This is a genomic window from Pseudoflavonifractor sp. MCC625, from assembly GCF_018784545.1.
Classification (GTDB): domain Bacteria; phylum Bacillota; class Clostridia; order Oscillospirales; family Oscillospiraceae; genus Pseudoflavonifractor_A; species Pseudoflavonifractor_A gallinarum.
The window spans coordinates 60,090-84,945 of the sequence record NZ_WQOJ01000004.1; the positions used below are offsets into that span (position 1 = coordinate 60,090).

The window sequence follows — 24,856 nt, forward strand, 5'->3', positions numbered from 1 at the left end:
TTATACTATACCCTCACAGAGCTACTTACCCGTTTTCCACTAGAACCTGTGATAAACCAGACCACTCCACCTACGAGCGAACTCAACAAACCAACGAGGCGCATGGTTGGCGCGTGGGCCCATGCCAAAAGCAAAAACTTTTCTACAGGCCCTAACTCACGGAGAGCGCTATCAACAATAGCCCCAAAAACTTCATTTACCAAATCACCATATGCCCCAGCGCCCATAGACTCCAGAATAAATGAAGGGAGTTCACCTTTTGAAAGCATCGCCCGGAGTGCATCCTTTGCCATAGATGAGGACAACTCTGTAAATTCGCCCATATCAGTCATGCTTGACGCAATTGCATAATCTCCAATTGCTATTATTGCAACAGCGCTTATAAATAACAGGGCTCCAATGATAAAAAGAACTGCTCCCAACATATGTACTCGTGACCGATTCATAGATACGTCCTCCTCTGCTTTTCAAGTGATTTTGTGCCTTGTGACCTACATTTTAAGGGAATATCCCTTAAAAGTAAATAAGGGATATTCCCTTAAATCATACTATCCATCGAGGTGATGGATATGTACTCGCGCATTCGCTCGCTCCGGGAGGACGCAGATTTGAAGCAAAAGGAAATGGCGGCCCTGCTCCACCTGCACCAGACAACCTATTCGGACTATGAGCTGGGGAAACTCAATGTCCCGGCACCGGTGCTGGTCCAGCTGGCCAAATTTTATGGCACCAGTGTGGACTATATCCTAGGGCTAACCAACCAAAAAGAACCCTATCCACCGGCATAAACGGGTGGAGATTTCCACTTTCCCGGCGGAAGAGATTGTGCTATGCTAAAAAACAGAGAGAAGCCAGTCTGGAAGGACGGATGTTCCATGCCCAATTATTTTGCACACCTGCTTTTTGGAGCGAAAATGCTCAAACAGCTGCCGGAAGAGGCTGCCGCGCCCATTCGGGCACAGCGGGAGGCCTTTAATCTGGGGTGCCTGGGACCCGACCCGCTGTTTTTTTACCGACCTGTGCTGCCCAACGCAGCCCGCCGGGAGGGCCTGGAGATGCACCATGAGAGCGCGGCCCCGGTGTTTGCCCGCCTGGCCCGGGCACTGGGGAGCGGCATACCCGAGGCGGAGGGATATGCCGCCGGATTCCTGTGTCATTTTGCGCTGGATGCCGCCTGTCACCCCTATGTGAATGCCCGGGCGGCGGAGGGGACGGTGGCTCACCTGGCAGTGGAGGCCGAGCTGGACCGCAGTCTGATGGAGAACCGGGGACTGCCTGCCCGGGGACAGGTCTATCTCCCCCCCATTCGGGAGGAGGCGGTATTTGCCGCGGCGGAGCGGGCCTATCTGTGGGCGGGAGCCGCCGAGGTGCGCCGAGGCTATGCCGCCATGCGGCGGGACAGCCTTATCTTTGCCCGGGGACATGGGACCCGTCTGGGAGTGACGGCCAACCGGATGGTGGCGCTCCTCCCGGGCCTGCCGGAGTCTGGAGGGGGTGATTCTCCCGTCCTCCTATCTGCCGGAGAGGGAGACCTTCTGCCGTGCACTGATCGACATTTTGCAGGGCGAGAGTGAAACCGCCGCGGAGAAATGGCTGGAATTCCGGCGGTATGTCCGGAATGGGGGGCGGCTCTCCCCCTGGTTCCACCGGGATTTTAACGGTAATTTCAAAGGGGAGGAGCAATCCCCGTCCTAACACGCGGACAACGCCGCAGCACCCTTAAAAGTGCTGCGGCGTTGTTTTTTCGATTCAGGTGGGAAGGGAAAGGGGAGGGGGTGAGACCGGCCGGCCGGCGGGAACGGGCTCATCCTCCTGGAATTCCGTCATGGTATTCCAGTAACGCTTTGGCATATGGCTCATACGGCAGCGGGGATTTTCCCGTCCCTCAATGGAGATCGTCGTATAGAACCGCCGCCAGAGGGCCCGGTAGCCCCGCTCTTCCTCTTTGGCCTCCCCCAGGGTGAACTGCTCCAGGGGCAGGATGGCCCAGCTGCCCTTCTGGTGAAAGAGGGCCTCCCGGTGGGTACGGTCGTAGATGAGGAAATCCTCGTCCGGATACCGGGCGCAGAAGTGGGGGCGCAGAAGGGGGAGCACCCGGTTTTTGGGCTCGATCTCCCCAGCCAGGACGCCGTCCAGATCGGAGAAGCGGAGGAAGCCCTTAAACAGGTGCACCTCGTTGCGCAGATAGCGCACCACCTTTTCCAGCGCGGCCACCCGGGGATCGCTCAAATCGTACCCGGCGGCCCGTCCCCGGGCATAGCCGTACCAGATGTAGTTCCACAGCAGCAGTTCCCGTTCCTCCGCGCAGGTGAGAAAGCCCAGGGTGACCAGCTCCCGGGCGGAGGGAGAGATCTTGCGGGCCAGGGAGAGATAGACCTGTCGGGCTTTGGACGGGTCGCTCTTCACCGGCCGTTCGGGGTAGAGGGAGATCCGGGGGTCCTCCGGCGTGGAGAAGGCGGCGGGGGCTTCCTTGTGGCGGTAGCTCTCATAGACACAGGTCAGGAAGCCGGAAAAGCTGCCGTCATAGGTATAGGATACCTGAGTCCAGGACATGACATACACCTCCAGAGATCACGTGACAGGGTCGAAGAGGGAGAGCTGCTCCGGCATGGTCTGGAACAGCATCGGGCGCTCCTGGGCGGCCAGATGGCCCAAAATCCGGTCGGGCCGCACCCGCAGTCCATCCAGCATCTTTCCCCCGCAGGTGAGGAAATACTGGGCCCGCTTCAGCACCACGCCCAGCCGCTTCAGGCCCTCGAAGGAGAGAGGGCCTGCCCGCCGGGCAGTCAGGATCCGCCGGGCGCTCTTCACGCCCACTCCGGGCACTCGGAGGAGGGCCTCATAGTCGGCAGTGCGGACCTCCACCGGAAAAAAGTCCATGTGCCGCAGGGCCCAGGTACACTTGGGGTCCACTCTGGGGTCCAGATTAGGATGAGACTCGTCCAGCAGCTCCTCCGCCCGGAAGTGATAGAAGCGCAGCAGCCAGTCGGCCTGGTAGAGCCGGTGTTCCCGCAGCAGGGGCGGGCGAAAGCTCTGGGGAGCGGGGAGAAGGCGGCTGTTGGACACAGGCATATAGGCCGAGTAAAAGACCCGCTTGAGCTGATAGCGGTCGTACAGACCCTGGGTGAGGGAGAGAATGTGCCGGTCGCTCTCCGGGGTGGCGCCGATGATCATCTGGGTGGACTGGCCGGCCGGGGCAAACCGGGGCGCTCCCCGGTACTGCGTCAGCTCCTGACGGGAGTGGGCAATGGAGTCTCGAATCTGGGCCATGGGGGAGAGGATGGCCGTCTTGGCCTTGTCCGGGGCCAAAAGGGCCAGACTCTGCTCAGAGGGAAGCTCGATGTTCACACTCAGCCGGTCGGAGAGCAGGCCCAGCCGGTGGGTGAGCAGAGGGTCGGCCCCCGGAATGGCCTTGGCATGGATATAGCCGCCAAAGCCGTACTCCCGCCGCAGCAGGGTAAGGGTCTCGATCATGCGCTCGGTGGTATAGTCCGCATCCCGGAGCACGGCCGAGGAGAGAAAGAGCCCCTCAATGTAGTTGCGCCGGTAAAAGCCTATGGTGAGCTCGCACAGCTCCCGGGGCGTAAAGGAGGCCCGGGGCACGTCGTTGGAGCGGCGGTTCACGCAGTATTGACAGTCGTAGGCGCAGACATTGGTCAGGAGCACCTTGAGCAGGGAGATGCACCGTCCGTCCGCCGAAAAGGAGTGACAGCAGCCCGACGCCATGGTACTGCCCAGCTTCCCGGGGCGGCCGCCCCGGCTCAGCCCGCTGGAGGTGCAGGCGGCGTCGTATTTGGCCGCATCGGCCAGGATGGTCAGTTTGTCCATAAGCTCCACAGGAATCCCTCCAAAATAGAACTGATGTACGAACATATTAGCATCGAACAGATGTTTTGTCAATGGAAAAACATGGTGTGTATGGGGGTATGAGGGGCGGAGGGAAGGGGGATACTGGAGGCAGCCTAAACAAGGAGTGGTTACCATGGAATGGACAGACAGTGAGACCAGGCATCATCTGATGCAGGCCTTTTTTATGGAGAGTCAGGCCCACAGCCGCTATGCCTTTGCCGCTCTCCAGGCCGAGCAGGGAGGCCTGGAGGTGGTACGGCGGTGCTTTGCCGCCGCAGCCGCCCAGGAGGAGGTCCATGCCAGGGCCTTTTACCGCCTCCTGGCCCCCTGTGCCGGGCAGATCCTGCCGCTGGAGGGCTGCTGTGCTGTAAGTGGAGGAGGGGGGATTTTAGCTATGCTCCGGGAGGCGGGGCAGAGTGAGCGGGAGGAATTTCAGCGCCCCTATACCCGGTGGGCCGAGGCGGCCCGGGGGGAGGGCTGTCCGGAGGCGGGGGCCCTGTTTGCCGCCGTGGCGGGGGCGGAGGCCCTCCACGGGGAGACCTTTGACCGTCTGGCCCAGGCGCTGGAGGACGGATGCCTCTTTGTGGCAGAGGAACCGGTAGAGTGGGTCTGTCTGGAGTGCGGCCATGTCCTGTGGAGCCGGGGGGCCCCGGCCCGATGTCCCGTGTGTTCCCGGCCCCAGGGATATTTCTGCCGCCGGGAGCACGGACCGTCCGCTGTGGATGGACAACATATCCAAAAAACCGATGCAGAACGGGAGTGTTATGCGTTAAAGTGACAAAGGAACGGGACACTTTCCCAAAAACATACCAATAAATACCGAATTATGGAGAAATGGTGGCAAAAAAGAGAGAAAGAGGGGCTTGACAGAGACAATTTCGGGGTGTAAAATACAGCCCAAGAACCAATTGTCGCGGGGTAACCCCGCTGCAAGGATAGAGGCGCGAAACAGCAAGAGTATCCGGTATCCACGGGCAGAGCACCCCGCCGGAGAAAGGGCGTTTCGCCGAAGGGCCGGACCTTTGCCTGGGGGCCGGTAACCTGGGCCGTTGGGAGAAGATCTCACGGACTGCCACATCATCTGTGTGGAGCGCTATCGTTGAGACAAGAGGGCATCATAAGTTTCGCCGTCTGATGCATTTTGTCGCCATGAACGCTTCCACCAGGAAGGTTCGTGGCGTTTTTTCTTATCCGGAAAAGACGCAAAACAAACTGACTGGAGGAACCAAACATGAGAAAGACTGTCACTGCCCTGTCCCTGAGCGCCGCGCTGGCGCTGACCCTGACCGCCTGCGGCGGCACCCCCACCCAGTCCTCTGCGCCCCAGGGCTCCGCGCCCCAGGCCTCTGCTCCGGTGAGCGCTGCTGCCGGTTCCGGTGTGGAGGACGGTGTCCTCACCGTGGGTATGGAGTGCGCCTACGCTCCCTATAACTGGACCCAGATGGACGACTCCAACGGCGCCGTGCCCATCAAGAACGTCCCCGGCAGCTATGCCAACGGCTATGACGTGATGATTGCCCAGAAGATCTGCGAGGAGAACGGCTGGGAGCTGGAAGTGGTCTCCACTGCCTGGGACTCCCTGACCCCCTCCCTCCAGAGCGGCACCATCGACGTGGCCATCGCCGGTCAGTCCATGACCGCCGACCGGATGGCCCAGGTGGATATGGCCGGTCCCTACTACTATGCGCAGATCGTGTGCCTGACTACCAAGGACAGCACCTACGCCTCCGCCCAGGGCATTGCTGATCTGGCCGGCGGCAAGGGCACTGCTCAGACCGGCACTATCTGGTATGACACCTGTCTGCCCCAGATCCCCGATGCCCAGATCCAGCCCGCCGCGGAGACTGCCCCCGCCATGGTGATGCAGCTCCAGACCGGCACCGTGGACTTTGTGGTCACCGACCTGCCCACCGCCAACGGCGCTGTGGCCAAGGACGAGAACCTGGTGGTCCTTAACTTCGCCGGCACTGAGGGCGACTTCCAGTTCGCCAGCGAGGAGGAGCGGGCCGAGAACGTGAACATCGGCATGTCCGTGGCCAAGGGCAACACCGAGCTGCTGGACGCGATGAACAGCGTGCTCTCCACCATGACCGAGGATGACTTCAACACCATCATGGACCAGGCCATCGCCGTGCAGCCTGAGGTTTAATATATGGAACGTTTTATGCAGCTGGGCCAGGATGTGGCCCTTTTGCTGGGGGCCTATTGGAAACAGTACCTGAGCGGCCTGGGCAACACCCTCGCCCTGGCCATCATCGCCACGGTGATCGGCTGTGTCATCGGTCTGGCCTGCGGCATTCTCAATACAATCCCGTGCAGTCCCCATGATCCCATGCCCAAGCGGGTGCTGCTGCGGCTGGTGCGCATCCTGGTACGGATATATGTAGAGGTATTCCGGGGTACGCCCATGGTGCTCCAGTCGGTGTTCATCTACTATGGTCTGCCCTATTTCTCCAATAACACCATGCGGTTTGACAACATCTGGACCGCGGCCATCCTGATCGTGTCCATCAACACGGGCGCCTATATGGCCGAGTCGGTGCGGGGCGGTATCCTCTCCATTGACCCGGGCCAGACCGAGGGGGCCAAGGCCATCGGCATGACCCATGTGCAGACCATGCTCCACGTGATCCTGCCCCAGGCCTTCCGCAACATCCTGCCCCAGATCGGCAACAACTTCATCATCAACATCAAGGACACCTCCGTGATGTTCATCATCGGATTTACCGAGCTCTTTGCCGCCCACCGGTATATTACTGGCGTGAATCTGATGTACTTCCCCTCCGCTGCCATTGAGATGATCGCCTATCTCACCATGACCCTGATTGCCTCCGCCCTGCTGCGGCTGTTGGAGAAGGTCCTGGACGGCTCGGACAACTATGAGCTGGTGCAGACCGACTCCCTCACCATGACGGCGGGCACCTACAATCATCCCGCCAAGGGCAGCCCCTTTGACGAGCGGAGCAAGGAGCAGCGGGAGCGCGTTGAGCAGGAGCTCAAGTTTGGACGGAACAGGGGGGATCGCTGATATGAGTATGGAAGCCATTCTGGAGGTCAAGCACCTCTCCAAGGCCTTTGGAAAGCATCAGGTGCTCCGGGACATCGACTTTACGGTCCGCCCCGGTGACGTGACCAGCATCATCGGCGCCTCCGGCTCGGGTAAGTCCACCCTGCTGCGGTGCATCAATCTGCTGGAGACCCCCAGCGCCGGAGAGATCCTCTTCCACGGAAAGGATATTACCGGACGGGGTGTGAACGCCCCCGCCTACCGGACCAAGGTGGGCATGGTGTTCCAGTCCTTTAACCTTTTCAACAATATGACCGTGCTGGAGAACTGCATGGTGGGCCAGACCAAGGTGCTCAAGAAGAGCCGGGAAGAGGCCAAGGCCAACGCCATGAAGTACCTCAAGAAGGTGGGCATGGATCCCTATGTCCATGCCAAGCCCCGCCAGATTTCCGGCGGCCAGAAGCAGCGTGTGGCCATTGCCCGTGCCCTGGCGATGGAGCCCGAGGTCCTGCTCTTTGACGAGCCCACCTCCGCCCTGGACCCGGAGATGGTGGGCGAGGTGCTCTCGGTCATGCGGGACCTGGCGGATGAGGGTATGACCATGCTGGTGGTCACCCACGAGATGGCCTTTGCCCGGGACGTGAGCAACCATGTGGTGTTCATGGCCGACGGCGTCATCTGCGAGGAGGGAGAGCCTCAGGAGCTCTTTGCCCATCCCAAGCAGGATCGCACCCGGGAATTCCTCTCCCGCTTTATGGCAAAATAAAGAGAAGAACGAGAAGAGACCGTTACAGATTTCTGTAACGGTCTCTCTTTTTTTATGGGATTTTTCGGATCTAAGTACGCTTTACGGAGCCATATATTCGACAAAGTGCATAAGCATCATGGCCACCTGCGCACGCGTGGCCTTGCCCTGAGGGGCCAGTGTGCTGGAGTCCGTACCGGAGATCAGGCCGGCATCGACCGCCCAGGACATGGCGTCGGATGCCCAGACGCTGACATCCCCGCAATCACGGAAGCCGGAGAGGGCATCCTGGGGGGCAGGGCTGCCTGCATACCGCCAGAGCATTGCGGCCAGCTGCTCCCGGGTGAGGACTGCATCCAGATGGGAGCCATCGGAGATACCATTTGCAGTGGCCCACTGGGCGCCGGCTTCATACCAGGTCGCTCCGGCGGAGGTATCGATACCCTCCAGACGGGCCAGAACGGTGACGATCATGGCCCGATCCATGGGGGCGTCAGGGGAGAAGGTCTCCTTACCGGTGCCGGAGAAGAGCTCCCGGCTGGAGGCAAAGGCGACTGCGTCAGCCCCCCAATAAGAGGTGTCTACGTCAAGGAAATGCTTGCTGTTCTCTACGATTTTGACGGTATCACCATTGGTGAGGGCCACAGCCACGCCGGCCTCAGTGGTCAGGCTGCGCTTGATGATTTCCTCCGTGCCGTCGGATTTTACCAGCACAGCAACGGTACCGGCCGTGACATTGGATACCGGGATTTCCACCGGGACAGCGCCATTGCCGGGCAGCTTTACGGTAACGGCAGGGGCCTGCTCCCGGTCGGAGGTCGCGGACAGGGCGGGCATGGGGAGCGGCACAGCTTCATTCTGGGCCTCCACGGCCTTGGCAGAGAGTGTCACTTCGCTCTTTACCATACCATCCGCATGGACGGATGTAGCGGAGGAGGAACCGTCCGCATGTTTTACGGTGGTGGAGCTGGAGCCGTCCGGCTGAACAATGACCTGAGTCTTGGTTCCGGCAGTGTCGGTGGTTGTGGTGGTGACCTTGCCATCCTTGGTGGTCTCGACCACTTCCTTAGAGCCGTCCGGCTTCTTGGTGGTTTCCGTGACAGTACCGTCGGGGCTGGTCACAGTGGTTGTGGTGGAACCGTCCGGGTTTGTTGTGATCTGAGTTTTGTCGCCGGAGCTACTGGAGGACCCGCCGCCGGAGGGGGGCGTGACCAGCTCACCCCGGACCTCCGGATAGAGGAACTGGTCGGCAGAGATCAAGAAGTGATCGATCTGCGCAAGATCTTCCTGTTTTACGGTAAAGCAGTAGGAGCCATCCTCCTGCTTCTTGCCGGAAGCAAGTATATTTTCAAACTCATCCCGAAGGTCCACAAAGGAGATGGTCTCTCCGGGAATGGAGAGGTGCACCGGACGGGAAGTGATGCTTCCGTTTTCTGCGGTACCGGAGTCAAACTGAATGATATCATCCACCTGGAAGGCCGAAGCATCGCCGGCAAACAGGTGGAAGGAAAGGGTGTCCCGCTGAATGGTCTCGGGCGCGTCACTGCCAGTGCGAAGATACTCGACCACGGGGGTAATATACTGTGCGCCGGAGAAAGGCGCTTCCTGGGTCAAAGCCACCTGGAAGGAGATGGTGTTGCCATCAACGGTGATGTTCTGTGCCTCTAGACCCTCGACGGGAGCATCATAGGCCTTTCCGGCGACAAAGAACTGGATGGAGGAGACTTCGGAAAGTTCCACCGGGTCACCGGAAGTGGCGTTCAGGCGGATGGTCAGGGGCGCGGAGGCCTCTGCACCGGCAGCGGTATCAATGATGGAGAAGGAGGAATTGCCCTCCCAGGACAGTTCAGCCTGGTAGAGTGGATCCTGCCGCAGCTCCACCGGCAGATAGAGGGTGTAGACAAAGGGGAGTGTTTCGGTAAAAGTCTCAAAGTCCATGGCAGTCACCGCATAGGTGAGACAAAGATCTCCCTGCTCCCGCAGAGCGCTGCCATAGGTGCGGTTTTCAAAGGTAAAGGTTGCCTGGTCGGGAATCGGATACCCGTCGTCATCGGTCTGAAAATCGACACTCACACCCTCCACCGCCTGGTCCATCTCGGCCTCTATCGTGGGGGAGATGCTCCAATCGGAGGGCTCCCGGTAGAGTGCATCGATGCCGGTGACAGCAGGCACCGTGAGGGTTACATCACCGCCTGAAGGCTGAGCCTGGACCACCGCCGGCTCCCAGTCGGGAAGGGACTGGTTGTTGGCCTCAATGCGGCAGGCATCCCCTGCCATGATTCCGTCCAGATAGGAGGAGATGGCGGTGAGATCGGTGATGTGATTGGCGTTGAGCTTGATATAGTTCAGATTTTGCAGTCCGGCAAGGGCAGCCATATCCTCGTTCACCAGATCATTGCTCTCGATGCTGATATACTCCAGGGCAGTCATACCGGCCAGAGCATCGATAGGAAGGTGAGCCGCGCCTCGGTTGGCGTAGTGGAGATCAAACCAGTTTACCTGATCCAGCGTGGAGAGGGGCGTAATGTCGCGTAGATGAGGTTGTTGTACAGATTCAGATGCTCCAGACCAGTGAGTCCGCTGAGGGGCGCAAGATCGGTGATGTTATTTCGGTCCAGCTCCAGATAGGTCAGGTTCTCCAGCCCGGCCAGGGGGGACAGATCGGTAATGGAGTTTTCACTCAGATCCAGGCTCTTCAGGTTGACGGCGTATTGCATTCCCTCCAGGCTGTGGATACCGTGACTGGGGTTGAGAGAGACAGGGTCTTGTTCCAGGTAATCCAAATTGTCGGAGCAGAGGCCCTTCAGGTCAAAGAGTGCATCGTCTTCTGCGGCGTCGATTTCAGCGGCGTCGCTGCCCACCAGTTGTTTCATATCTTCCGCAGAAATGGGGGCGTCGTCCGCGCGGGGCGCCTCCTCGGTACTCAGGGTCTGGTTGATGACGGCCCGAAGCACAGGGTCCGGTACCACATCACTGAGCGCATCCGCTTCCGCGGCGGCGGCCGGTGCGGCTAGTCCCAAAATCAGAGCCGTACAAGTAACAATAGGAACGATTTTTTTATAAGATGTATCCACAGTCCTGCCTCCATTTCGTAGATTGGTTCTGGAAACCTATTATAAGCGTTTGGAAGTATGACGGTCAATTAAGGAACAGCTTGTTTTATAAATACAATAATTCACGTTTTTGCTATTACTATTTTGAATAAAGTAACATCTGAAGCTATGAGTAGAAAGCGCTGGATCGGTAAAATAGACCATAGAAAAGCACCCCCTGTGTAGGTAAAAACTACATCAGGGGGTGCTTGTATTTTGCAGGACTGCAATTCACCGGAAGGGGCAATTTGAGGGTCAAAAGGAGGCGGAGTCCAGCGCCCGGTCATAGGCCTCTTTGACCTCCGGATGGAAGCATACAAAACAGACCTCTTCCAGAGAGGAGGGGTGTTCTTCCAGAAAAGCGTGCACGGTTTTCACCGCGATGGCGGCCGCCCGCTCCAGCGGGAAGCGGTAGACGCCAGTGGAGATGGAGGGGAAGGCCACCGTGCGGCAGCCCTGCTCGGCAGCCAGGGCCAGGGAATTGCGATAGCTGGCCGCCAGCAGGGCATCCTCTCCGTTGGTTCCACCCTTCCAGATGGGACCGGGGGTATGGATGACATAGGAGGCCGGGAGGCGGTATCCACGGGTGATCTTGGCCTCACCGGTCTCACAGCCGCCCAGTGTACGGCATTCCGCCAGGAGCTCCGGGCCTGCCGCGGCATGGATGGCTCCGTCCACGCCGCCGCCCCCCAGAAGGGTGCGGTTGGCGGCGTTGACAATGGCGTCTGCCTTTACCTTTGTGATGTCGCCCAGGCGGGTGGTGATACGTGCCACCAGAATCACTCCTCTCCGTCCGATTCCTCGGAGGCGTCCGACTGGGGAGCCGGAACTTCGGCCGATTTGCGGGGCTTTGCCCCGGTCACCTCGGGCAGCAGGTCGGGACCTGCGTCCACGCCGCTGGAGGAGCTGTCCGCGGGGGGAGGCAGGGGATCCTCTCCGGTAAAGACCATCTCAAAGGTCTTGGCGTCCATGTTCTCATACTCCAGCAGATACTGGGCGGTGCGGTCCAGCTCGCTGCGATGGGCCGACAGGATCTCCTCACAGCGGGCATAGGCCGCGTCGATGAGGGCCTTGACCTCCGAATCGATGAGGGCGGCCACTTCCTCCGAGTAGTTCTTGGTCTGGGCCATGGAGCGGCCGATAAAGACCTCGTCGTGGCCCGAGTCAAAGACCACGTTGCCCAGCTTCTCACTCATACCGTAACGGGTGACCATGTTGCGGGCAATGGCGGTGGCCTTCTGGAGGTCGTTGCCGGCGCCGGTGGAGATGTCACCCAGGGCTAGCTGCTCCGCGCAGCGTCCGCCCAGGCACACGGCAATCCGCTCAGCCAGAGCCTGCCGGGAGAGGAAGGACACATCCTCCTGGGGCAGGGAGATGGTCATGCCGCCGGCCATGCCACGGGGGATAATGGTGATCTGGTGGACGGGGTCCTGGGTCTCCAGCTCGTGGATGACGATGGCGTGACCGGCCTCGTGATAGGCGGTGAGGTTGCGCTCCCGCTCAATGACCACGCGGCTCTTCTTCTCCGGACCGGCCACCACCTTGATGACGGCCTCCCGCAGGTCCCGCATGGCGATGAACCGCTCATGCCGGCGGGCGGCCAGAAGAGCGGCCTCATTCATCAGGTTCTCCAGGTCTGCACCGGTAAAGCCGCCGGTGCCCTTGGCCAGCTCGCCCAGATCCACATCCTCGGCCAGAGGCTTGTTGCGAGCGTGGACCTTGAGGATTTCCTCCCGGCCCTTGGCGTCGGGCGGGCCCACATAGATCTGCCGGTCAAAGCGGCCGGGACGCAGAAGGGCGGGGTCCAGGATGTCCTGGCGGTTGGTGGCGGCCAGGACCACCACGCCCTCGTTGGAGCCGAAGCCGTCCATCTCCACCAGAAGCTGGTTGAGGGTTTGCTCCCGCTCGTCATGTCCGCCGCCCAGACCAGCACCGCGCTGGCGGCCCACCGCGTCGATCTCGTCGATAAAGACGATGGCGGGGGCGTTCTTTTTGGCCTGGTCAAAGAGGTCACGGACCCGGCTGGCACCCACGCCCACATAGAGCTCCACAAAGTCAGAGCCCGAGATGGACAGGAAGTGGACCCCGGCCTCACCGGCCACGGCCTTGGCCAGCAGGGTCTTACCGGTGCCCGGAGGGCCCACCAGCAGCACGCCCTTGGGGATACGGGCACCCAGGCTCAAAAAGCGCTTGGGGTCCCGCAGGAACTCCACGATCTCCTGGAGCTCTCCCTTTTCCTCCTTGGCACCGGCCACATCGGAAAAGGTGACAGGCTTGGTCTGGTCGTCGTTGGTACGGGTGCGGGCCCGGCCAAAGCGGGCGGTGCGGTCGGCCCCGCCGCCCCCGCCGGCGCTGTTCTGGCGGAGGAACATCACATACCAGAGGATACCGAACACCGCGAAGATGGCCACCCAGGAGAATACGTCAAACCACCAGGGCTTCTGGAAGGCGCCGGTATAGTTGTAGGTCAGCAGTCCGGCCTCGTGCTGGCTGACCAGCATATCGTTGAATTCCTCATAGAAGGTGTCAAAGCTGGGCAGGTTGTGGGTGATCACACTGCGGCCATACTCGGACGGATCCTTCAGCGTCAGGATGAGCTTATTGCCCTGCACGTCCACCGACGAGACCTTCTGCTGGACCAGCAGCTGCCGGATGTCGCCATAGGTCAGCTCGGGCTGGCTGTTCACGCCCTGAAGGGTGAAGATGCTCATCAGCAGGATGGCGACCACCAGCAGGGAAAAGCCAATGTCGCGCAGACTTCCTCTCTTATTCAAAAAACGGACACTCCCCCCGGCGTACCCCCGCGGGGGAACGCGCTCTTAGACTGTGGCCCGGCCCCACGCTGTGCCGCGCGGGGCCGGAAAAAGGACTTATTCGCCCCCGTAGACACGGGGCTTCAGAATGCCGATGTAGGGCAGGTTGCGGTACTTCTCATCGTAGTCCAGGCCGTAACCCACCACGAACTCGTCGGGAATGGTAAAGCCGGAGTACTGCACCGCCACGGGCTTGGTGCGCCGCTCGGGCTTATCCAGCAGGGTGCACAGGCGGATGGAGGCGGGATGACGGGCCTCCAGTAGCTTGAGGAGGTAGGACAGGGTGTTGCCGCTGTCCAGGATGTCCTCCACCACGATGACATCCTTGCCCTCGATCTGCTCGGACAGGTCCTTGACGATCTTGACCTGACCGGAGCTGGTGGTGCCGCTGCCGTAGGAGGAGACCGCCATAAAGTCCACCGTGCAGGGCAGGGTGATGCGGCGGACCAGATCCGCCATGAAGACGAAGGAGCCCCGCAGCACGCTGACCAGCAGGGGCTGCTTACCGGCGTAATCCCGGTCGATCTGGGCGGCGATCTCCGCCACCCGGGCCTGAAGCTGTTCTTCCGTAAAGAGCACGCGATCAATATCTTGTTCCAGCATATTTAGCATCCTTTCTCTCTATACCGTTTTGTAAGGTGTGGAGGGGAGATAAAATGAATTTCATAGGCCTCTTCGCCCGGCTGGGCCAGACGGGTGACCTCGGGGCCAAAGCCTGCAAGGGCCACTACCCCGCCCTCGTCGGCCAGGACGGGGAGGCGGTCCCGGTCCCGCCGGGGGAATTTATGGTCGATGAGCAGCTTTTTGATGGTTTTTGTGTCCCGCCCGGGGAGGCGGATCTCGTCTCCGGTCTGGCGGGGACGGAGTACAGGCGTCCCCTGGAATGCGGCGACGTAATATACGCCGGGCGGGCTCTGGGTCGGGCAGACCGTCTGGCGGCACCGGCAGGCCCACAGGGCCCCCTCCGGACAGGTCTCTCCCTCCAGCGTCAGAGGTGCGGGAGTCAAGGCCTGGGGAGGCTGACGGGTGGTGAACAAAAGCTCCCGGTAGACCCGCTGAGCCATTTTCCCGCCGGGCAGAAAGACCACCGCGGAGGGGTCCTCTCCCCGGGCCAGCTCCACCACCGCGCTGAGGTGGGCGGCGGTACAGTCGTCGTTCCCATCCCCCAGCATGCCGAGGAGCCACCGCACCGCGCGGGGGGCGATGGCATCGGGGGCCTGGGCAATGTGGCGGGCCTCGATGACCAGGTCATCCTCCGCCCAGCGGGCATTCTGAGCCACCTGGGCGGCCTGGGCCGTAAGAAAGTCATGGTCTGCCCGGAGGGAGCGCAGAGTCTGTCCCATGCGCTGGGAAAACTGGGGGTTGATCTGGTGCAGGAGAGGGAGGACCTCGTGGCGGATGCGATTGCGGGTAAAGGTGATATCCTGGTTGGAGCTGTCCTCCACATAGGGGAGGTTCTCCTGGCGCAGGTATTCCACAATTTCAGCCCGCCCTGTGGACAACAGGGGACGAATCAGGGAGCCCCGCCGGGGCGCCATCCCGGACAGGCCCTGAAGCCCGGCTCCCCGGATGAGGTGGAGCAGGGCGGTCTCCACATTGTCATCGGCGTTGTGGGCCGTGGCAATGAGCGAGCAGTCCAGGGTACGGGCAGTCTCCTCTAGGAAGGCATAGCGCATTTCACGGGCGGTCTCCTCCAGTCCGGCGCGGCGGCGGCGGGCCTCTCCGGCCACATCGCCCCGCCCCAGGGTGAGGGGAATCTGCCACTCCCGGCAGAGGTTTTCCACAAAAGAGGCGTCCCGTGTGGACTCTTCGCCCCGGAGCTGGTGGTCATAGTGGGCGGCAAAGAGGGAGAAGCCCAGCTCCTCCGCCTGCCGTCGGAGCAGGTGGAGCAGGCACACGGAGTCGGCGCCGCCCGATACGGCGCACAGAATGCGTCCCCCCGGGGGGAGCATGGCGTATTCGCGGGTGAGGGCGGCAAAGCCGCCGGGCAGTTGAGAAGCTGTCATAGGGTCTAATACTCCTGATGCCGCCGGTCGATGGAGGAGAAGGTGGTATACTCGGGAAGCCACTGGAGCTCCACCGTCTTGGTCTCACCGTGGCGGTTCTTGGCGATGATACACTCGGCCAGATTGTGGTTTTCGCTGTCCTCGTTATAGTAGTCGTCCCGGTAGAGGAACATGACGATGTCGGCGTCCTGCTCAATGGCGCCCGACTCACGCAGGTCGGAGAGCATGGGGCGCTTGTCGGAGCGGCTCTCCGGTCCACGGGAAAGCTGGGAGAGGCAGACCACCGGCACATTGAGCTCCTTGGCCATGATCTTCAGGGCACGGGAGATGTCGGAGACGATCTGCTGGCGGTTGTCGCCCGAGCGGGTGGAGCCGCCGGCGGAGGTCATAAGCTGGAGATAGTCTATGACCACCAGACCCAGATTATCCACCCGGCGGCACTTGGCATTCATGTCGGCCACGCTGAGGGAGGGGTTGTCGTCAATGAGGATTTGGGTCTTGTTGAGGGCGGCGGAGGCCGCGGCAATGCGGCTCCAGTCCTCCTCACCCAGGCGGCCGGTGACCAGCTTCTTGTTGTCCACAAAGGACTCGCCCGAAATGAGACGCATGGCCAGCTGCTCCCGGCTCATTTCCAGGGAGAAAAAGACCACGGTCTTGCCGGAGAACTTGCCCGCGTGGAGGAGCATGTTCAGCGCGAAGGAGGTCTTGCCCATGCCGGGACGGGCGGCCAGCAGGATGAGGTCAGACTTGTTCAGGCCGGAGATGGCCATATCTACATCGGGCAGGCCGGTGGAGAGGCCGGGGACCGCCGAGTCGTTGGCGGCCAGCTCGGCCAGGCGCTCATAGACGTTCAGGATGACGCTGGAGATGTGCTCCAGCCCCTGAGCGGAGCGGCCCTGCCGGATGGCATAGATGCGCTGCTCCGCGGCCTCCAGCACCTCCTGGGCGGTGCCGGTCCCCTCCTGCACCATGGCGGTGAGGGCGCCAGCCGTCTCCGCGATGCGCCGCAGGAGGGATTTGTCCTTGACGATGGAGACATACTCCCGGACGTTGGCCGCCGTGGGCGTGATCTCCATGAGCTGGAGGATATAATTGCGGGAGGTGTTCTCGTCGTAGACGCCGTTCTGCTTCATGTGATCCAGTACGGTGACCGGATCGATGGTCAGAGAGAAATTGAACATGGAGTAGATGGTCTCATAGATCTCCCGGTTCTGCCGGAGATAGAAGTCCTCGCTCTTGAGGGACTCGATCACCTCGGGCACGCAGCGGGCATCAATGAGCATGGAGCCCAGCACAGACTGTTCGGCCTCCACCGAGTGGGGCATCTGCCGGACCAGAAGGGTCTCATCCATGTGCGTCACCTCCTCTGGAATGAAACCGCTGGAATCAGGCCTCGGTCACCATGACCTTCAGGGTGCCCACCACTTCATAGCCCAGCTTGCACTTGAGGTCGTAGCCGCCGAAGGCCTTGATGGGCTCGTCCTGGACGATCTTGGCCTTGGGGATGGAGATGCCGAACTGCTCGCTGAGGGCGTCGGAGATCTCCTTGGAGGTCACCGCGCCGAAGAGGCGGCCGCCGTTGCCGGCCTTGGCCTTGATCTGGACGGTAATCTCCTTGAGGCGCTGGGCAGTGGCCTCGGCCTCGGCCTTCTCAGCGGCCTCCTGGGCGCGCTTGGCCTTCTCCTGCTGCTTCATGGTGTTGATGTTCTCGGCGGTGGCGGGAACAGCCAGCTTTTTGGGAAGGAGGAAGTTGCGGGCGTAGCCGTCGCTGGCCTCGATCATCTGGCCCTTCTTGCCCTGGCCCTTCACATCCTGCTGTAAAATCACTTTCATGGATATCGTTCCTTTCTATTCAATCGTGGGAATCAAGCATTAAAATGGGTTCCGCGCGGGGGGAAAATCCCCCGTATCAGACTTCCTCCTCGAAATACTGGTCGATGGCGGTGAGGAGTTTGCGGGTCATATCGTCGATCTCGCCGGGGATCTGACCGCCGGCGGCGCTGGCATTTCCGCCGCCCCCCAGCTTTTCCAGAATGAGCTGCACATTGGTATCCCCCATGGAGCGGCCCGAGATGATGACCCGGTCGCCGTCCGGGAAGAGGACGAAGGAGGCGTCAATGCCCGAGATGTTGAGCAGCTCATCGGCGGCCTGGGCCGCGGTGACCCGGCCCACCGTGTGGTCCACTACCGCCACGGCGATGCCGTCCCGGTAGAGGCGGGCGTTGCGGATGATGTCATACCGGGCAATGGTGCCTTCCAGATCGTTCTGGAAGAGCTTGCGGACGTCGCCGGTGTCAGCGCCGGCCCGGCGGAGGAAGGAGGCCGCCTCAAAGGTGCGGCTGCCGGTGCGCATGGTGAACTGTTTGGTGTCCAGCACAATGCCGGAGAGAAGGGCCTCCGCCTCTGTGCGCAGCAGGTCGGCCGGCTCCAGCAGGTACTGCAGAAGCTCGGTGACCAGCTCACTGGCCGAAGAGGCATAGGGCTCGTGGAAGTTGAGGGCCGCGTCGGCGATATAGGTGGCTGCCCGGCGGTGGTGGTCGATGACCGCCACCTTGTTGCAGGAGAGGAGCAGATCCTCCGAGAGGGTCTGTTCCGGGCGGTTGGTGTCCACCACCACGAGAAGGGAGCGGGAATCGGCCTTGATCATCGCGTCCTGCGGGGAGAGGAAGACGTCCTTATACTCCGGCAGGGCGGAGAGACGGGCCACCATGTCGCTGGCCGGGTTGGGGTTGGGGTCCTTGATAAAATAGACGGGCGTGCCCTTCTTGCGGGCAATGGCACACACACCGGCCGCGGCGCCGATGCAGTCAAAGTCGGGGAACTTGTGCCCCATGACAAAGACGTGGGAGGCGTCGGCGATCAGCTCGCCCAGCGCGCTGGACATGACCCGGCTCTTGACCTTGGTACGCCGCTCCAGCTCCTTGGCGTGGCCGCCGAAAAATTCGAAGTTGAACTTGTTCTTGATGACCACCTGGTCGCCGCCCCGGGAGAGGGCCATTTCCACCGAGAGGGCGGCGTACTGGAAGAGCTCCTGGAAGGTATCGGCGTCCCGGCCGATGCCGATGGAGAGGGTGGCCGGCATGCCCTTGGGGTTGAGCACGCCCCGCACCGCCTCCAGTACCGCGAATTTCCCCTCCCGCAGGGGGGCGAGGAACCGCTCCTCAAAGAGGAAGAGATACCGGTCCCGATCATACTTGCACAGCAGACCGCCGGTGGGCTTGCACCAGGCGCTGATGTGCTCGTCGATAGCGTTGACCACCGAGGACTTCTCATTGTCGCTGATGCCCTTCATCAGCTCCTCATAGTTGTCCACCGTGAGGATGGCGCAGACCGGGCGGGAGCCATAAAATTCTTCCCGCACGGCGGAGTAGTCACTCACATCCACCCAGTAGGTGGTGGCCAGGAAGCTGTGGGCCCCCTTCTCGTCGGTGCGCACCAGATGGCCGAAGACCAGGAAGCGGCGGTCGGCCAGCTCCACCTCCATGGGGCATTCCGTCTTTCCCTCCATCAGCCAGCGGGAGGAAAAACCGGGCACCACCGAGGAGAGCTTGGTGTCAAAAAGATGCTCCCGCTCCCCGGTGAGCTGAAGAAAGCGGTCGTTGGACCAGATCACCTCGTCACTCTCCGGACGGAAAATGACCATGGGGAGGGGGGCGTTGATCATGGTGTCCTTGGTGGCCACATCGATGTTGCAGGTGATGTTGTCGATATACTTGAGGATCTCCTTCTGCCGCTGGGCATTGCTCCGGCGGAAATAGACGTAGAGCAGGATGATCACAACGCCCTCTGCGCCGCCCAGCCAGGGGCTGAGGAAGGCGGAGGCGATGGCAAACAGCACCAGACAGACAAAATAGAGCTGAAAACCGGGCTCCAGTAACCGGGACAGCTTCTTTTTCCGCATAGAAAAACGCCCTTTCCGCCGCACGTGCGGCCAGTTTCGGAGGAGATTGCATACCCCGGAGGGGGCGGCGGGACATGGTCCTGCCGGACAGAAAGCCACAAGCCTTGAACGCACCGGCGTTCAAGGCCCGATGAATCAATCGCTTTTTTCAAAGAAATGATACCATATTCGGGGACTCTTTTGGGCGGATACGGCCCATTCGCTTGATCGCCGTCCGGGTCCGGCAGGCCAGCTGCCGGAAAAAGAAACGGCTTTGCGGCTATTATAACATAAGTCAAATGGCGGGAAAAGCCTATTTTCTGTCAATCTTTCTCTTGCAGGGTGAAGACGAGACTGCTATAATGCTAATAATTCAGATAATTAAATCGCTAAATTGTCAGCCGCCCCCGGGGATCTTGCCGCGAGGACGGAAGGCCAGTCCAAAAAAAGGCAGGAGGTTATCCATATGAACGAATTCCCCATTGAGCGCGCCAAGCAGCTGAAACCCAAGCCCGACCCCAAGACGCTGGTTTTCGGGCACAATTTTACGGACTATATGTTCCTGATGAACTATGACGCCGGGCAGGGCTGGCATGACGGCCGGATCGTGCCCTATGGTCCTCTCCAGCTGGACCCCTCCACCATGGTGTTCCACTATGCCCAGGAGGTCTTTGAGGGCATGAAGGCCTACCGCCGGCCCGACGGCGGCGTACAGCTCTTCCGTCCCATGGACAATGTGCGCCGGCTCAACGACTCCTGTGAGCGTCTGTGCATCCCCGCCCTGCCGGAGGATGTGGCGCTGGACGCCATCAAGGCGCTGGTAAAGGTGGAGGAAGACTGGGTTCCCAGCGAGCCGGGCACCTCCCTGTATATCCGTCCCTTTATTATCGCGACCGACGCCAGCCTGGGCGTCCACGCCAGCCACAGCTACCTCTTCTGCGTGATCTGCTGCCCGGTGGGCGCCTACTACAAGGAGGGCATCAACCCGGTGCGCATCTATGTGGAGAACGAGGATGTGCGGGCCGTCCGGGGCGGCACCGGCTATACCAAGTGCGGCGGCAACTACGCCGCCTCCATCCGCGCCGGCGAGCGGGCCGAGGGACAGGGCTATGCCCAGGTGCTCTGGCTGGACGGTGTGGAGCGCAAGTACATCGAGGAAGTGGGCTCCATGAACGTCATGTTCAAGGTGGACGGCAAGGTCATCACCCCCAAGCTCACCGGCTCCGTGCTGCCCGGCATCACCCGCCGCTCCTGCCTGGAGCTGATGCGTCACTGGGGTATGGATGTGGAGGAGCGGCTCATCACCGCCCAGGAGCTCTTTGACGCGGCCAAGGCCGGTAAGCTGGAGGAGGCCTGGGGCACCGGTACGGCCGCCGTGGTCTCCCCGGTGGGCGAGATGGGCTGGAACGACGAGCACGCCGTCATCAATGGCGGCGCCATCGGTGCCCTGACCCAGAAGCTCTACGATACCCTCACCGGCATCCAGTGGGGTACGCTGGAAGATCCCTATGGCTGGACGGTTCGCGTCTGATGTGATATAATCGTAAAACTGCACGGAGGGGACGGACCCGCGGCGGGCCCGCCCCCTCTGTTTTTGCTGCCCGGACTTCCGGGCAGTCTTTGCGTTGTGGAGGACGCATGACCGTGCAGGACCTAGAGAGATAGAGAGATAAAGAGAGGAACGACACACAATGGAGATCACACTGGATGGAAGCCGCTTTGACTATCGCACCTGCTATCAGGAGGAGCCCGGCCTGCGGGAGAGCTTCAACGCCCTGGCAGGCAAGGTGTTCGGACTGGATTTTGAGCCCTGGCACCGGGCGGGGTACTGGACTGACCGCTACCGGCCCAACTCCCTGGTCTACGAGGGCCGGGTGGTGGCCAACGTATCGGTGAGTCCCATGGACCTGCGGTGCATGGGCAAGGAGCTGCACTACCTTCAGATCGGTACCGTCATGTGTGACCCGGAATTCCGGGGCCGGGGCCTGATCCATTTTCTCATGGCCCGGGTGCTCACCGACTGGGCGGGGAAATGCCATGGCATCTATCTCTTTGCCAACCGGGACACCCAGGAGTTCTACCCCCGCTTTGGCTTTGAGAAGGTGCGGGAGTTCCGCCACACCGCCCAGGTCCAGGCCCTGCCCGGACGGAGCCAGGTGCGCCGGCTTATCCCGGAGCTCTCTCAGGACAAGTCCCTGATCCTCTCCCACTATCAGAAGGGCAATCCCCACGCCCTGCTCAGCTGGGAGCACAACCCGGGCCTGCTCTTCTTCCACTGCGGCGGCGTGATGCGGGAGCACATCTACTATGTGGGCAGCCACGACACCGTGGCGGTGGTGGAGTACGATGGGGAGACCATGTACTGCCACGATCTCTTCGGCGGCAGCGGCCGTGATCTGGGGGAGATCCTCTCCGCCCTGGCCCGGCCCGAGACCGAGAAGGCGGTGCTGGGCTTTACTCCCCGGGCCGGGGCATCCTGCTCGGTCCGCCCTCTGATGGACCGGGACAGCACCCTCTTCATGCTGGGGAACGGGAAGGAGCTGCTCAAGCGCTATTCCTGCCGCTTCCCCCTGCTCTCTCACACCTGATCCAGCCGGATGGAACGAAAGGCGGCCCGGAGGACAGTTGTCCTCCGGGCCGCCGGTTTTGTGTTCGGGCTTCAGTCCATGAGCAGGTGAAGCAGAGGTTCAAACTGCACCCCGTCCAGAATGGGCGTGCCCAGTTCCAGAGTGGCCGCGGCGCAGGTCTGGACAAAGGAGACGGCCCGCTCCATACTCTGGGGGAGAGGGGCGCCTTTGAGCAGGCTCCCCAGTAGCACGCTGGCAAAGAGGTCGCCGGTGCCGGGGAAATGGGCGGGTTCCTGCCGGGCCTGGGAGAAGGAGACGCGGCCGGTCTCCCGGTCCCAGCAGCCCGCCCCTACCTCACCATCGGAGAGACTCACCCCCGTGATGACCACCGAGCGCCGCCCGCCCAGAGAGAGCCGCTCCAGCCAGGCGGCCATCCCGGCTTCGCCGGAGGGGACAGCCTCATAGGGCTCCTCCAGAAGCAGGGCCGCCTCGGTCAAATTGGGGGTGATGATGTCGGCCTGCTCGGCCAGGGCCCCCATCCGCTGGCACAGGGCGGGGGTATAGGTGCTGTACGGCTTGCCGTGATCTCCCATGACCGGGTCCACCAGTACCAGAGTATTGGGACGGCGGAAGCGGGCGATAAAAGCCCGGAGCACGTCGATCTGGCGTTCCGAACCCAGGAACCCGCTGTAAATGGCCTCAAAGGAGGCCCCCAGCTGAGCCCAGTGGTCACTGCACCGGGTCATCTCGTCGGTCAGGTCGAGGAAGACGGCGCGGTCCGAGGAGGGATAGGCGGTATGGGCGGAGAGATAGGCGGTGAGCAGGGTCTCACACCGGTTTCCCATGGCGGCAAGTACCGGCAGTGCAATGGTGGCCGAGCACCGGCCAAATCCCGACAGATCCTGGATCACAGCCACTTCGGGCGCGCGCTTCATAGCGGTCACTCCTTACAGATGGGATATCAATACGCGCGGATGCGGATAAACTTTTGGATGTATTCCCATTATAGCTGGATCTTTGTAAATTTTCAATTGACAAATGGAGAAAAGCATGATAATATATACAAAAATGACCGATGCGCGGGTATGGTGGAATTGGCAGACACGCCAGATTTAGGTTCTGGTGGGCGACCGTGCAGGTTCAAGTCCTGTTACCCGCACCAGAGAGGTTCTGGTTGCAGGGCCTTTCATTTGCCTCTGTAGCTCAGTTGGTAGAGCAGGGGACTGAAAATCCCCGTGTCGCTGGTTCGATTCCGGCCGGAGGCACCAGGTCGGAGCAAGCGAAAGCTTGCTCCGACTTTTTTGTTTTGTCCGCCTTGGTCATGTGCCGCCGGGGCGGCCGCTCTTGACAAACGAGCGGGAAATATGCTACCCTTTCAGCAGCGCGGAGGGTATGACATTCGCTGGAAATGTTATGCTGGATAAGGCTACAGACTGAGACGTCTGTTCCTTATCCAGCTTTTTTATTGCAAAGGAGCGGGAAGCCATGAGAAAGACAAGAGATCTGACGGAAGGAAGAGTGCTCACATCCCTGATTCGCTTTGCCATGCCGGTCTTTGCGGCGCTGTTTTTGCAGTCGCTGTACGGCGGAGTGGACCTGCTGGTGGTGGGACAGTTTTCCCATACGGCGGATGTGTCAGGCGTCTCCACCGGCAGTGTGCTGATGCAGACGGTGGCCATGGTGGTCACCGGGCTGACCATGGGAATCACCATCTTTGTGGGGCAGAAGATCGGAGAGGGGCGGCGCGAGGAGGCGGGCCGGGCCATCGGAACGGGTATTCTGCTCTTTACGGCGCTGGGGATTCTCCTTACGGGACTTCTGGTCGGCGGGGCCGGAACACTGGCCCGTCTGCTCCACGCGCCCGAGGAGGCCTATGAGCAGACCTGCGCCTACATCCGCATCTGCGGCATGGGGGGCGTCTTTATTGTGCTTTACAACCTGCTGGGGGCGGTCTTTCGGGGGATCGGAGACTCCAAGACCCCTCTGGTGACCGTGTGCATCGCCTGCGTGTGCAACATCCTGGGGGATCTCTTCTTTGTGGCGGTGCTCCACATGGGGGCACGGGGGGCCGCGCTGGCCACGGTGCTCTCCCAGGCCATCAGCGTGGTGCTGTCGCTGGTCCTGGTACGGGGGCGGCCCCTTCCGTTCCAGTTTCGGCCCAGCTATCTGCGCCTGGACGGGTTTTATCTGCGCCGGGAGCTGGCGCTGGGGGCTCCCATCGCCCTTCAGGAGTTCCTGGTGGGGATCTCCTTCATCGTCATTCAGACGGTGGTCAACGCCATCGATGTAACGGCCTCGGCAGGGGTGGGCGTGGCGGAAAAGGTGTGCGGGTTCATTATGCTGGTGCCCTCCTCCTATGCCCAGTCCATGTCGGCCTTTGTGGCGCAGAACATGGGGGCGGGAAAGGCGGCCCGGGCCCGGGCTGCCCTGGGGTATGGCATCGCCACGGCTCTGGGCGTGGCGGTGGTCATCGCGTCCTTTGCCTTTTTCCGGGGAGATCTGCTGGCGGGGATCTTCTCCCGGGACCCGGAGGTTATCGCCCAGGCCCACGACTATCTGAGGGCCTACGCCATCGACACCCTGCTTACCTCGATCCTCTTCTGCTGTGTGGGGTACTTCAACGGCTGTGGACACACCTTCTTTGTGATGGTGCAGGGGATCGTGGGGGCCGTGCTGGTGCGCATCCCGGTGGTCTATCTGGTGAGTATGCGCCCCCACCCCACGCTGTTTCAGATCGGTCTGGCCACTCCGTGCGCCACAGTGGTGCAGATCACCCTCTGTCTGCTCTTCCTGCTATGGCACCGGAAGAGCAGAAGTGCCCGGGAGTTGCCCGTATAAAAACCGGCCGTCCGGCGGGAAACTCCCGCCGGACGGCCGGTCTCATTAGGAAGGAAAAT

Annotated in this window: 22 protein-coding genes, 2 tRNA genes and 1 riboswitch; of the genes, 11 read left to right on the forward strand and 13 right to left on the reverse strand. The window is 61.3% G+C overall.

What is annotated here, in order from left to right; genetic code table 11:
* Positions 1-5: 5 nt before the first annotated feature.
* The gene (locus GPK94_RS00315) at positions 6-446 is read right to left on the reverse strand and encodes a hypothetical protein (protein ID WP_215653820.1); all 441 of its coding nucleotides are present in this window, start codon (positions 444-446) and stop codon (positions 6-8) included.
* A 123-nt stretch (positions 447-569) separates the two neighbouring features.
* Here GPK94_RS00315 and GPK94_RS00320 point away from each other — a divergent pair, with 123 nt between their 5' ends.
* Both GPK94_RS00320 and GPK94_RS00325 read left to right on the forward strand, forming a co-directional pair.
* Entirely contained in the window at positions 570-788 is a 219-nt protein-coding gene (locus tag GPK94_RS00320) for a helix-turn-helix transcriptional regulator (protein WP_215653822.1), read from the forward strand.
* A 42-nt stretch (positions 789-830) separates the two neighbouring features.
* Entirely contained in the window at positions 831-1,574 is a 744-nt protein-coding gene (locus GPK94_RS00325; RefSeq protein WP_215653824.1) for a zinc dependent phospholipase C family protein, read from the forward strand.
* 175 nt (positions 1,575-1,749) lie between these two features.
* On the opposite strand, the gene GPK94_RS00330 is transcribed toward GPK94_RS00325, so the two are convergent.
* Together GPK94_RS00330 and GPK94_RS00335 are read right to left on the reverse strand one after the other, a co-directional pair.
* Positions 1,750-2,553 (reverse strand): TIGR03915 family putative DNA repair protein, encoded by an 804-nt coding sequence (locus tag GPK94_RS00330; protein ID WP_215653826.1) that lies wholly within the window; start codon positions 2,551-2,553, stop codon positions 1,750-1,752.
* A gap of 18 nt (positions 2,554-2,571) precedes the next feature.
* Positions 2,572-3,837 carry a putative DNA modification/repair radical SAM protein gene (locus tag GPK94_RS00335; RefSeq protein WP_215653828.1) on the reverse strand — a complete coding sequence of 422 codons (1,266 nt, stop codon included), beginning with the start codon at positions 3,835-3,837 and terminating at the stop codon, positions 2,572-2,574.
* A gap of 145 nt (positions 3,838-3,982) precedes the next feature.
* On the opposite strand from GPK94_RS00335, the gene GPK94_RS00340 reads away from it, so the two are divergent.
* The 4 genes from GPK94_RS00340 to GPK94_RS00355 all read left to right on the forward strand — a co-directional run bounded on the left by GPK94_RS00340 (position 3,983) and on the right by GPK94_RS00355 (position 7,622).
* Positions 3,983-4,627 carry a ferritin family protein gene (locus GPK94_RS00340; protein ID WP_215653830.1) on the forward strand — a complete coding sequence of 215 codons (645 nt, stop codon included), beginning with the start codon at positions 3,983-3,985 and terminating at the stop codon, positions 4,625-4,627.
* A gap of 150 nt (positions 4,628-4,777) precedes the next feature.
* Positions 4,778-4,953: riboswitch (Lysine riboswitch) on the forward strand.
* A 127-nt stretch (positions 4,954-5,080) separates the two neighbouring features.
* Positions 5,081-5,998: a transporter substrate-binding domain-containing protein gene (locus tag GPK94_RS00345; RefSeq protein ID WP_215653832.1), complete on the forward strand. Its 918-nt coding sequence runs from the start codon at positions 5,081-5,083 to the stop codon at positions 5,996-5,998.
* Between the two features lie 3 nt (positions 5,999-6,001).
* A complete protein-coding gene (locus GPK94_RS00350; RefSeq protein ID WP_215653834.1) occupies positions 6,002-6,877 on the forward strand; it encodes an amino acid ABC transporter permease in 876 nt (291 codons plus the stop codon).
* Position 6,878: 1 nt separating this feature from the next.
* Positions 6,879-7,622 (forward strand): amino acid ABC transporter ATP-binding protein, encoded by a 744-nt coding sequence (locus tag GPK94_RS00355; protein WP_101690993.1) that lies wholly within the window; start codon positions 6,879-6,881, stop codon positions 7,620-7,622.
* A gap of 81 nt (positions 7,623-7,703) precedes the next feature.
* Here the strand turns inward: GPK94_RS00355 and GPK94_RS00360 are convergent, their stop codons facing one another.
* The 9 genes from GPK94_RS00360 to GPK94_RS00400 all read right to left on the reverse strand — a co-directional run bounded on the left by GPK94_RS00360 (position 7,704) and on the right by GPK94_RS00400 (position 19,413).
* Positions 7,704-10,031, reverse strand: a complete 2,328-nt coding sequence (locus tag GPK94_RS00360) for an S-layer homology domain-containing protein (protein WP_215653836.1) — start codon at positions 10,029-10,031, stop codon at positions 7,704-7,706.
* 65 nt (positions 10,032-10,096) lie between these two features.
* Complete coding sequence (locus GPK94_RS16380; protein ID WP_215653844.1) at positions 10,097-10,675, reverse strand: leucine-rich repeat domain-containing protein; 579 nt, start codon at positions 10,673-10,675, stop codon at positions 10,097-10,099.
* Between the two features lie 273 nt (positions 10,676-10,948).
* Positions 10,949-11,467, reverse strand: coding sequence for an O-acetyl-ADP-ribose deacetylase (locus GPK94_RS00370; protein ID WP_215653846.1), 519 nt, complete (start codon positions 11,465-11,467; stop codon positions 10,949-10,951).
* Between the two features lie 5 nt (positions 11,468-11,472).
* Positions 11,473-13,467, reverse strand: coding sequence for an ATP-dependent zinc metalloprotease FtsH (gene ftsH, locus GPK94_RS00375; RefSeq protein WP_346727959.1), 1,995 nt, complete (start codon positions 13,465-13,467; stop codon positions 11,473-11,475).
* A 96-nt stretch (positions 13,468-13,563) separates the two neighbouring features.
* Positions 13,564-14,109: a hypoxanthine phosphoribosyltransferase gene (hpt, locus tag GPK94_RS00380; protein WP_180956676.1), complete on the reverse strand. Its 546-nt coding sequence runs from the start codon at positions 14,107-14,109 to the stop codon at positions 13,564-13,566.
* Between the two features lie 2 nt (positions 14,110-14,111).
* Positions 14,112-15,512 (reverse strand): tRNA lysidine(34) synthetase TilS, encoded by a 1,401-nt coding sequence (gene tilS, locus GPK94_RS00385; protein ID WP_215653848.1) that lies wholly within the window; start codon positions 15,510-15,512, stop codon positions 14,112-14,114.
* Positions 15,513-15,517: 5 nt separating this feature from the next.
* A complete protein-coding gene (dnaB, locus tag GPK94_RS00390; protein WP_101690998.1) occupies positions 15,518-16,864 on the reverse strand; it encodes a replicative DNA helicase in 1,347 nt (448 codons plus the stop codon).
* 34 nt (positions 16,865-16,898) lie between these two features.
* On the reverse strand, positions 16,899-17,345 hold the full coding sequence (gene rplI, locus GPK94_RS00395; RefSeq protein ID WP_101690999.1) for a 50S ribosomal protein L9: 447 nt from the start codon (positions 17,343-17,345) through the stop codon (positions 16,899-16,901).
* 76 nt (positions 17,346-17,421) lie between these two features.
* Positions 17,422-19,413: a DHH family phosphoesterase gene (locus GPK94_RS00400; protein ID WP_186964010.1), complete on the reverse strand. Its 1,992-nt coding sequence runs from the start codon at positions 19,411-19,413 to the stop codon at positions 17,422-17,424.
* Positions 19,414-19,858: 445 nt separating this feature from the next.
* Here GPK94_RS00400 and GPK94_RS00405 point away from each other — a divergent pair, with 445 nt between their 5' ends.
* Together GPK94_RS00405 and GPK94_RS00410 are read left to right on the forward strand one after the other, a co-directional pair.
* The gene (locus tag GPK94_RS00405; protein ID WP_101691001.1) at positions 19,859-20,923 is read left to right on the forward strand and encodes a branched-chain amino acid aminotransferase; all 1,065 of its coding nucleotides are present in this window, start codon (positions 19,859-19,861) and stop codon (positions 20,921-20,923) included.
* 160 nt (positions 20,924-21,083) lie between these two features.
* Entirely contained in the window at positions 21,084-21,980 is an 897-nt protein-coding gene (locus tag GPK94_RS00410) for a GNAT family N-acetyltransferase (protein WP_215653850.1), read from the forward strand.
* A gap of 71 nt (positions 21,981-22,051) precedes the next feature.
* Here GPK94_RS00410 and GPK94_RS00415 read toward each other — a convergent pair whose 3' ends face one another.
* Positions 22,052-22,894 (reverse strand): pyridoxamine kinase, encoded by an 843-nt coding sequence (locus GPK94_RS00415; RefSeq protein WP_215653852.1) that lies wholly within the window; start codon positions 22,892-22,894, stop codon positions 22,052-22,054.
* Between the two features lie 144 nt (positions 22,895-23,038).
* Between GPK94_RS00415 and GPK94_RS00420 the strand changes: the two genes are divergently transcribed.
* The 3 genes from GPK94_RS00420 (at position 23,039) to GPK94_RS00430 (ending at position 24,797) form a co-directional block, all read left to right on the forward strand.
* A tRNA-Leu gene (locus GPK94_RS00420) sits at positions 23,039-23,121 on the forward strand.
* Positions 23,122-23,151: 30 nt separating this feature from the next.
* Positions 23,152-23,227: transfer RNA gene (locus tag GPK94_RS00425), tRNA-Phe, on the forward strand.
* A gap of 217 nt (positions 23,228-23,444) precedes the next feature.
* Entirely contained in the window at positions 23,445-24,797 is a 1,353-nt protein-coding gene (locus GPK94_RS00430; protein ID WP_186964009.1) for an MATE family efflux transporter, read from the forward strand.
* The last annotated feature ends 59 nt before the right edge of the window (positions 24,798-24,856 follow it).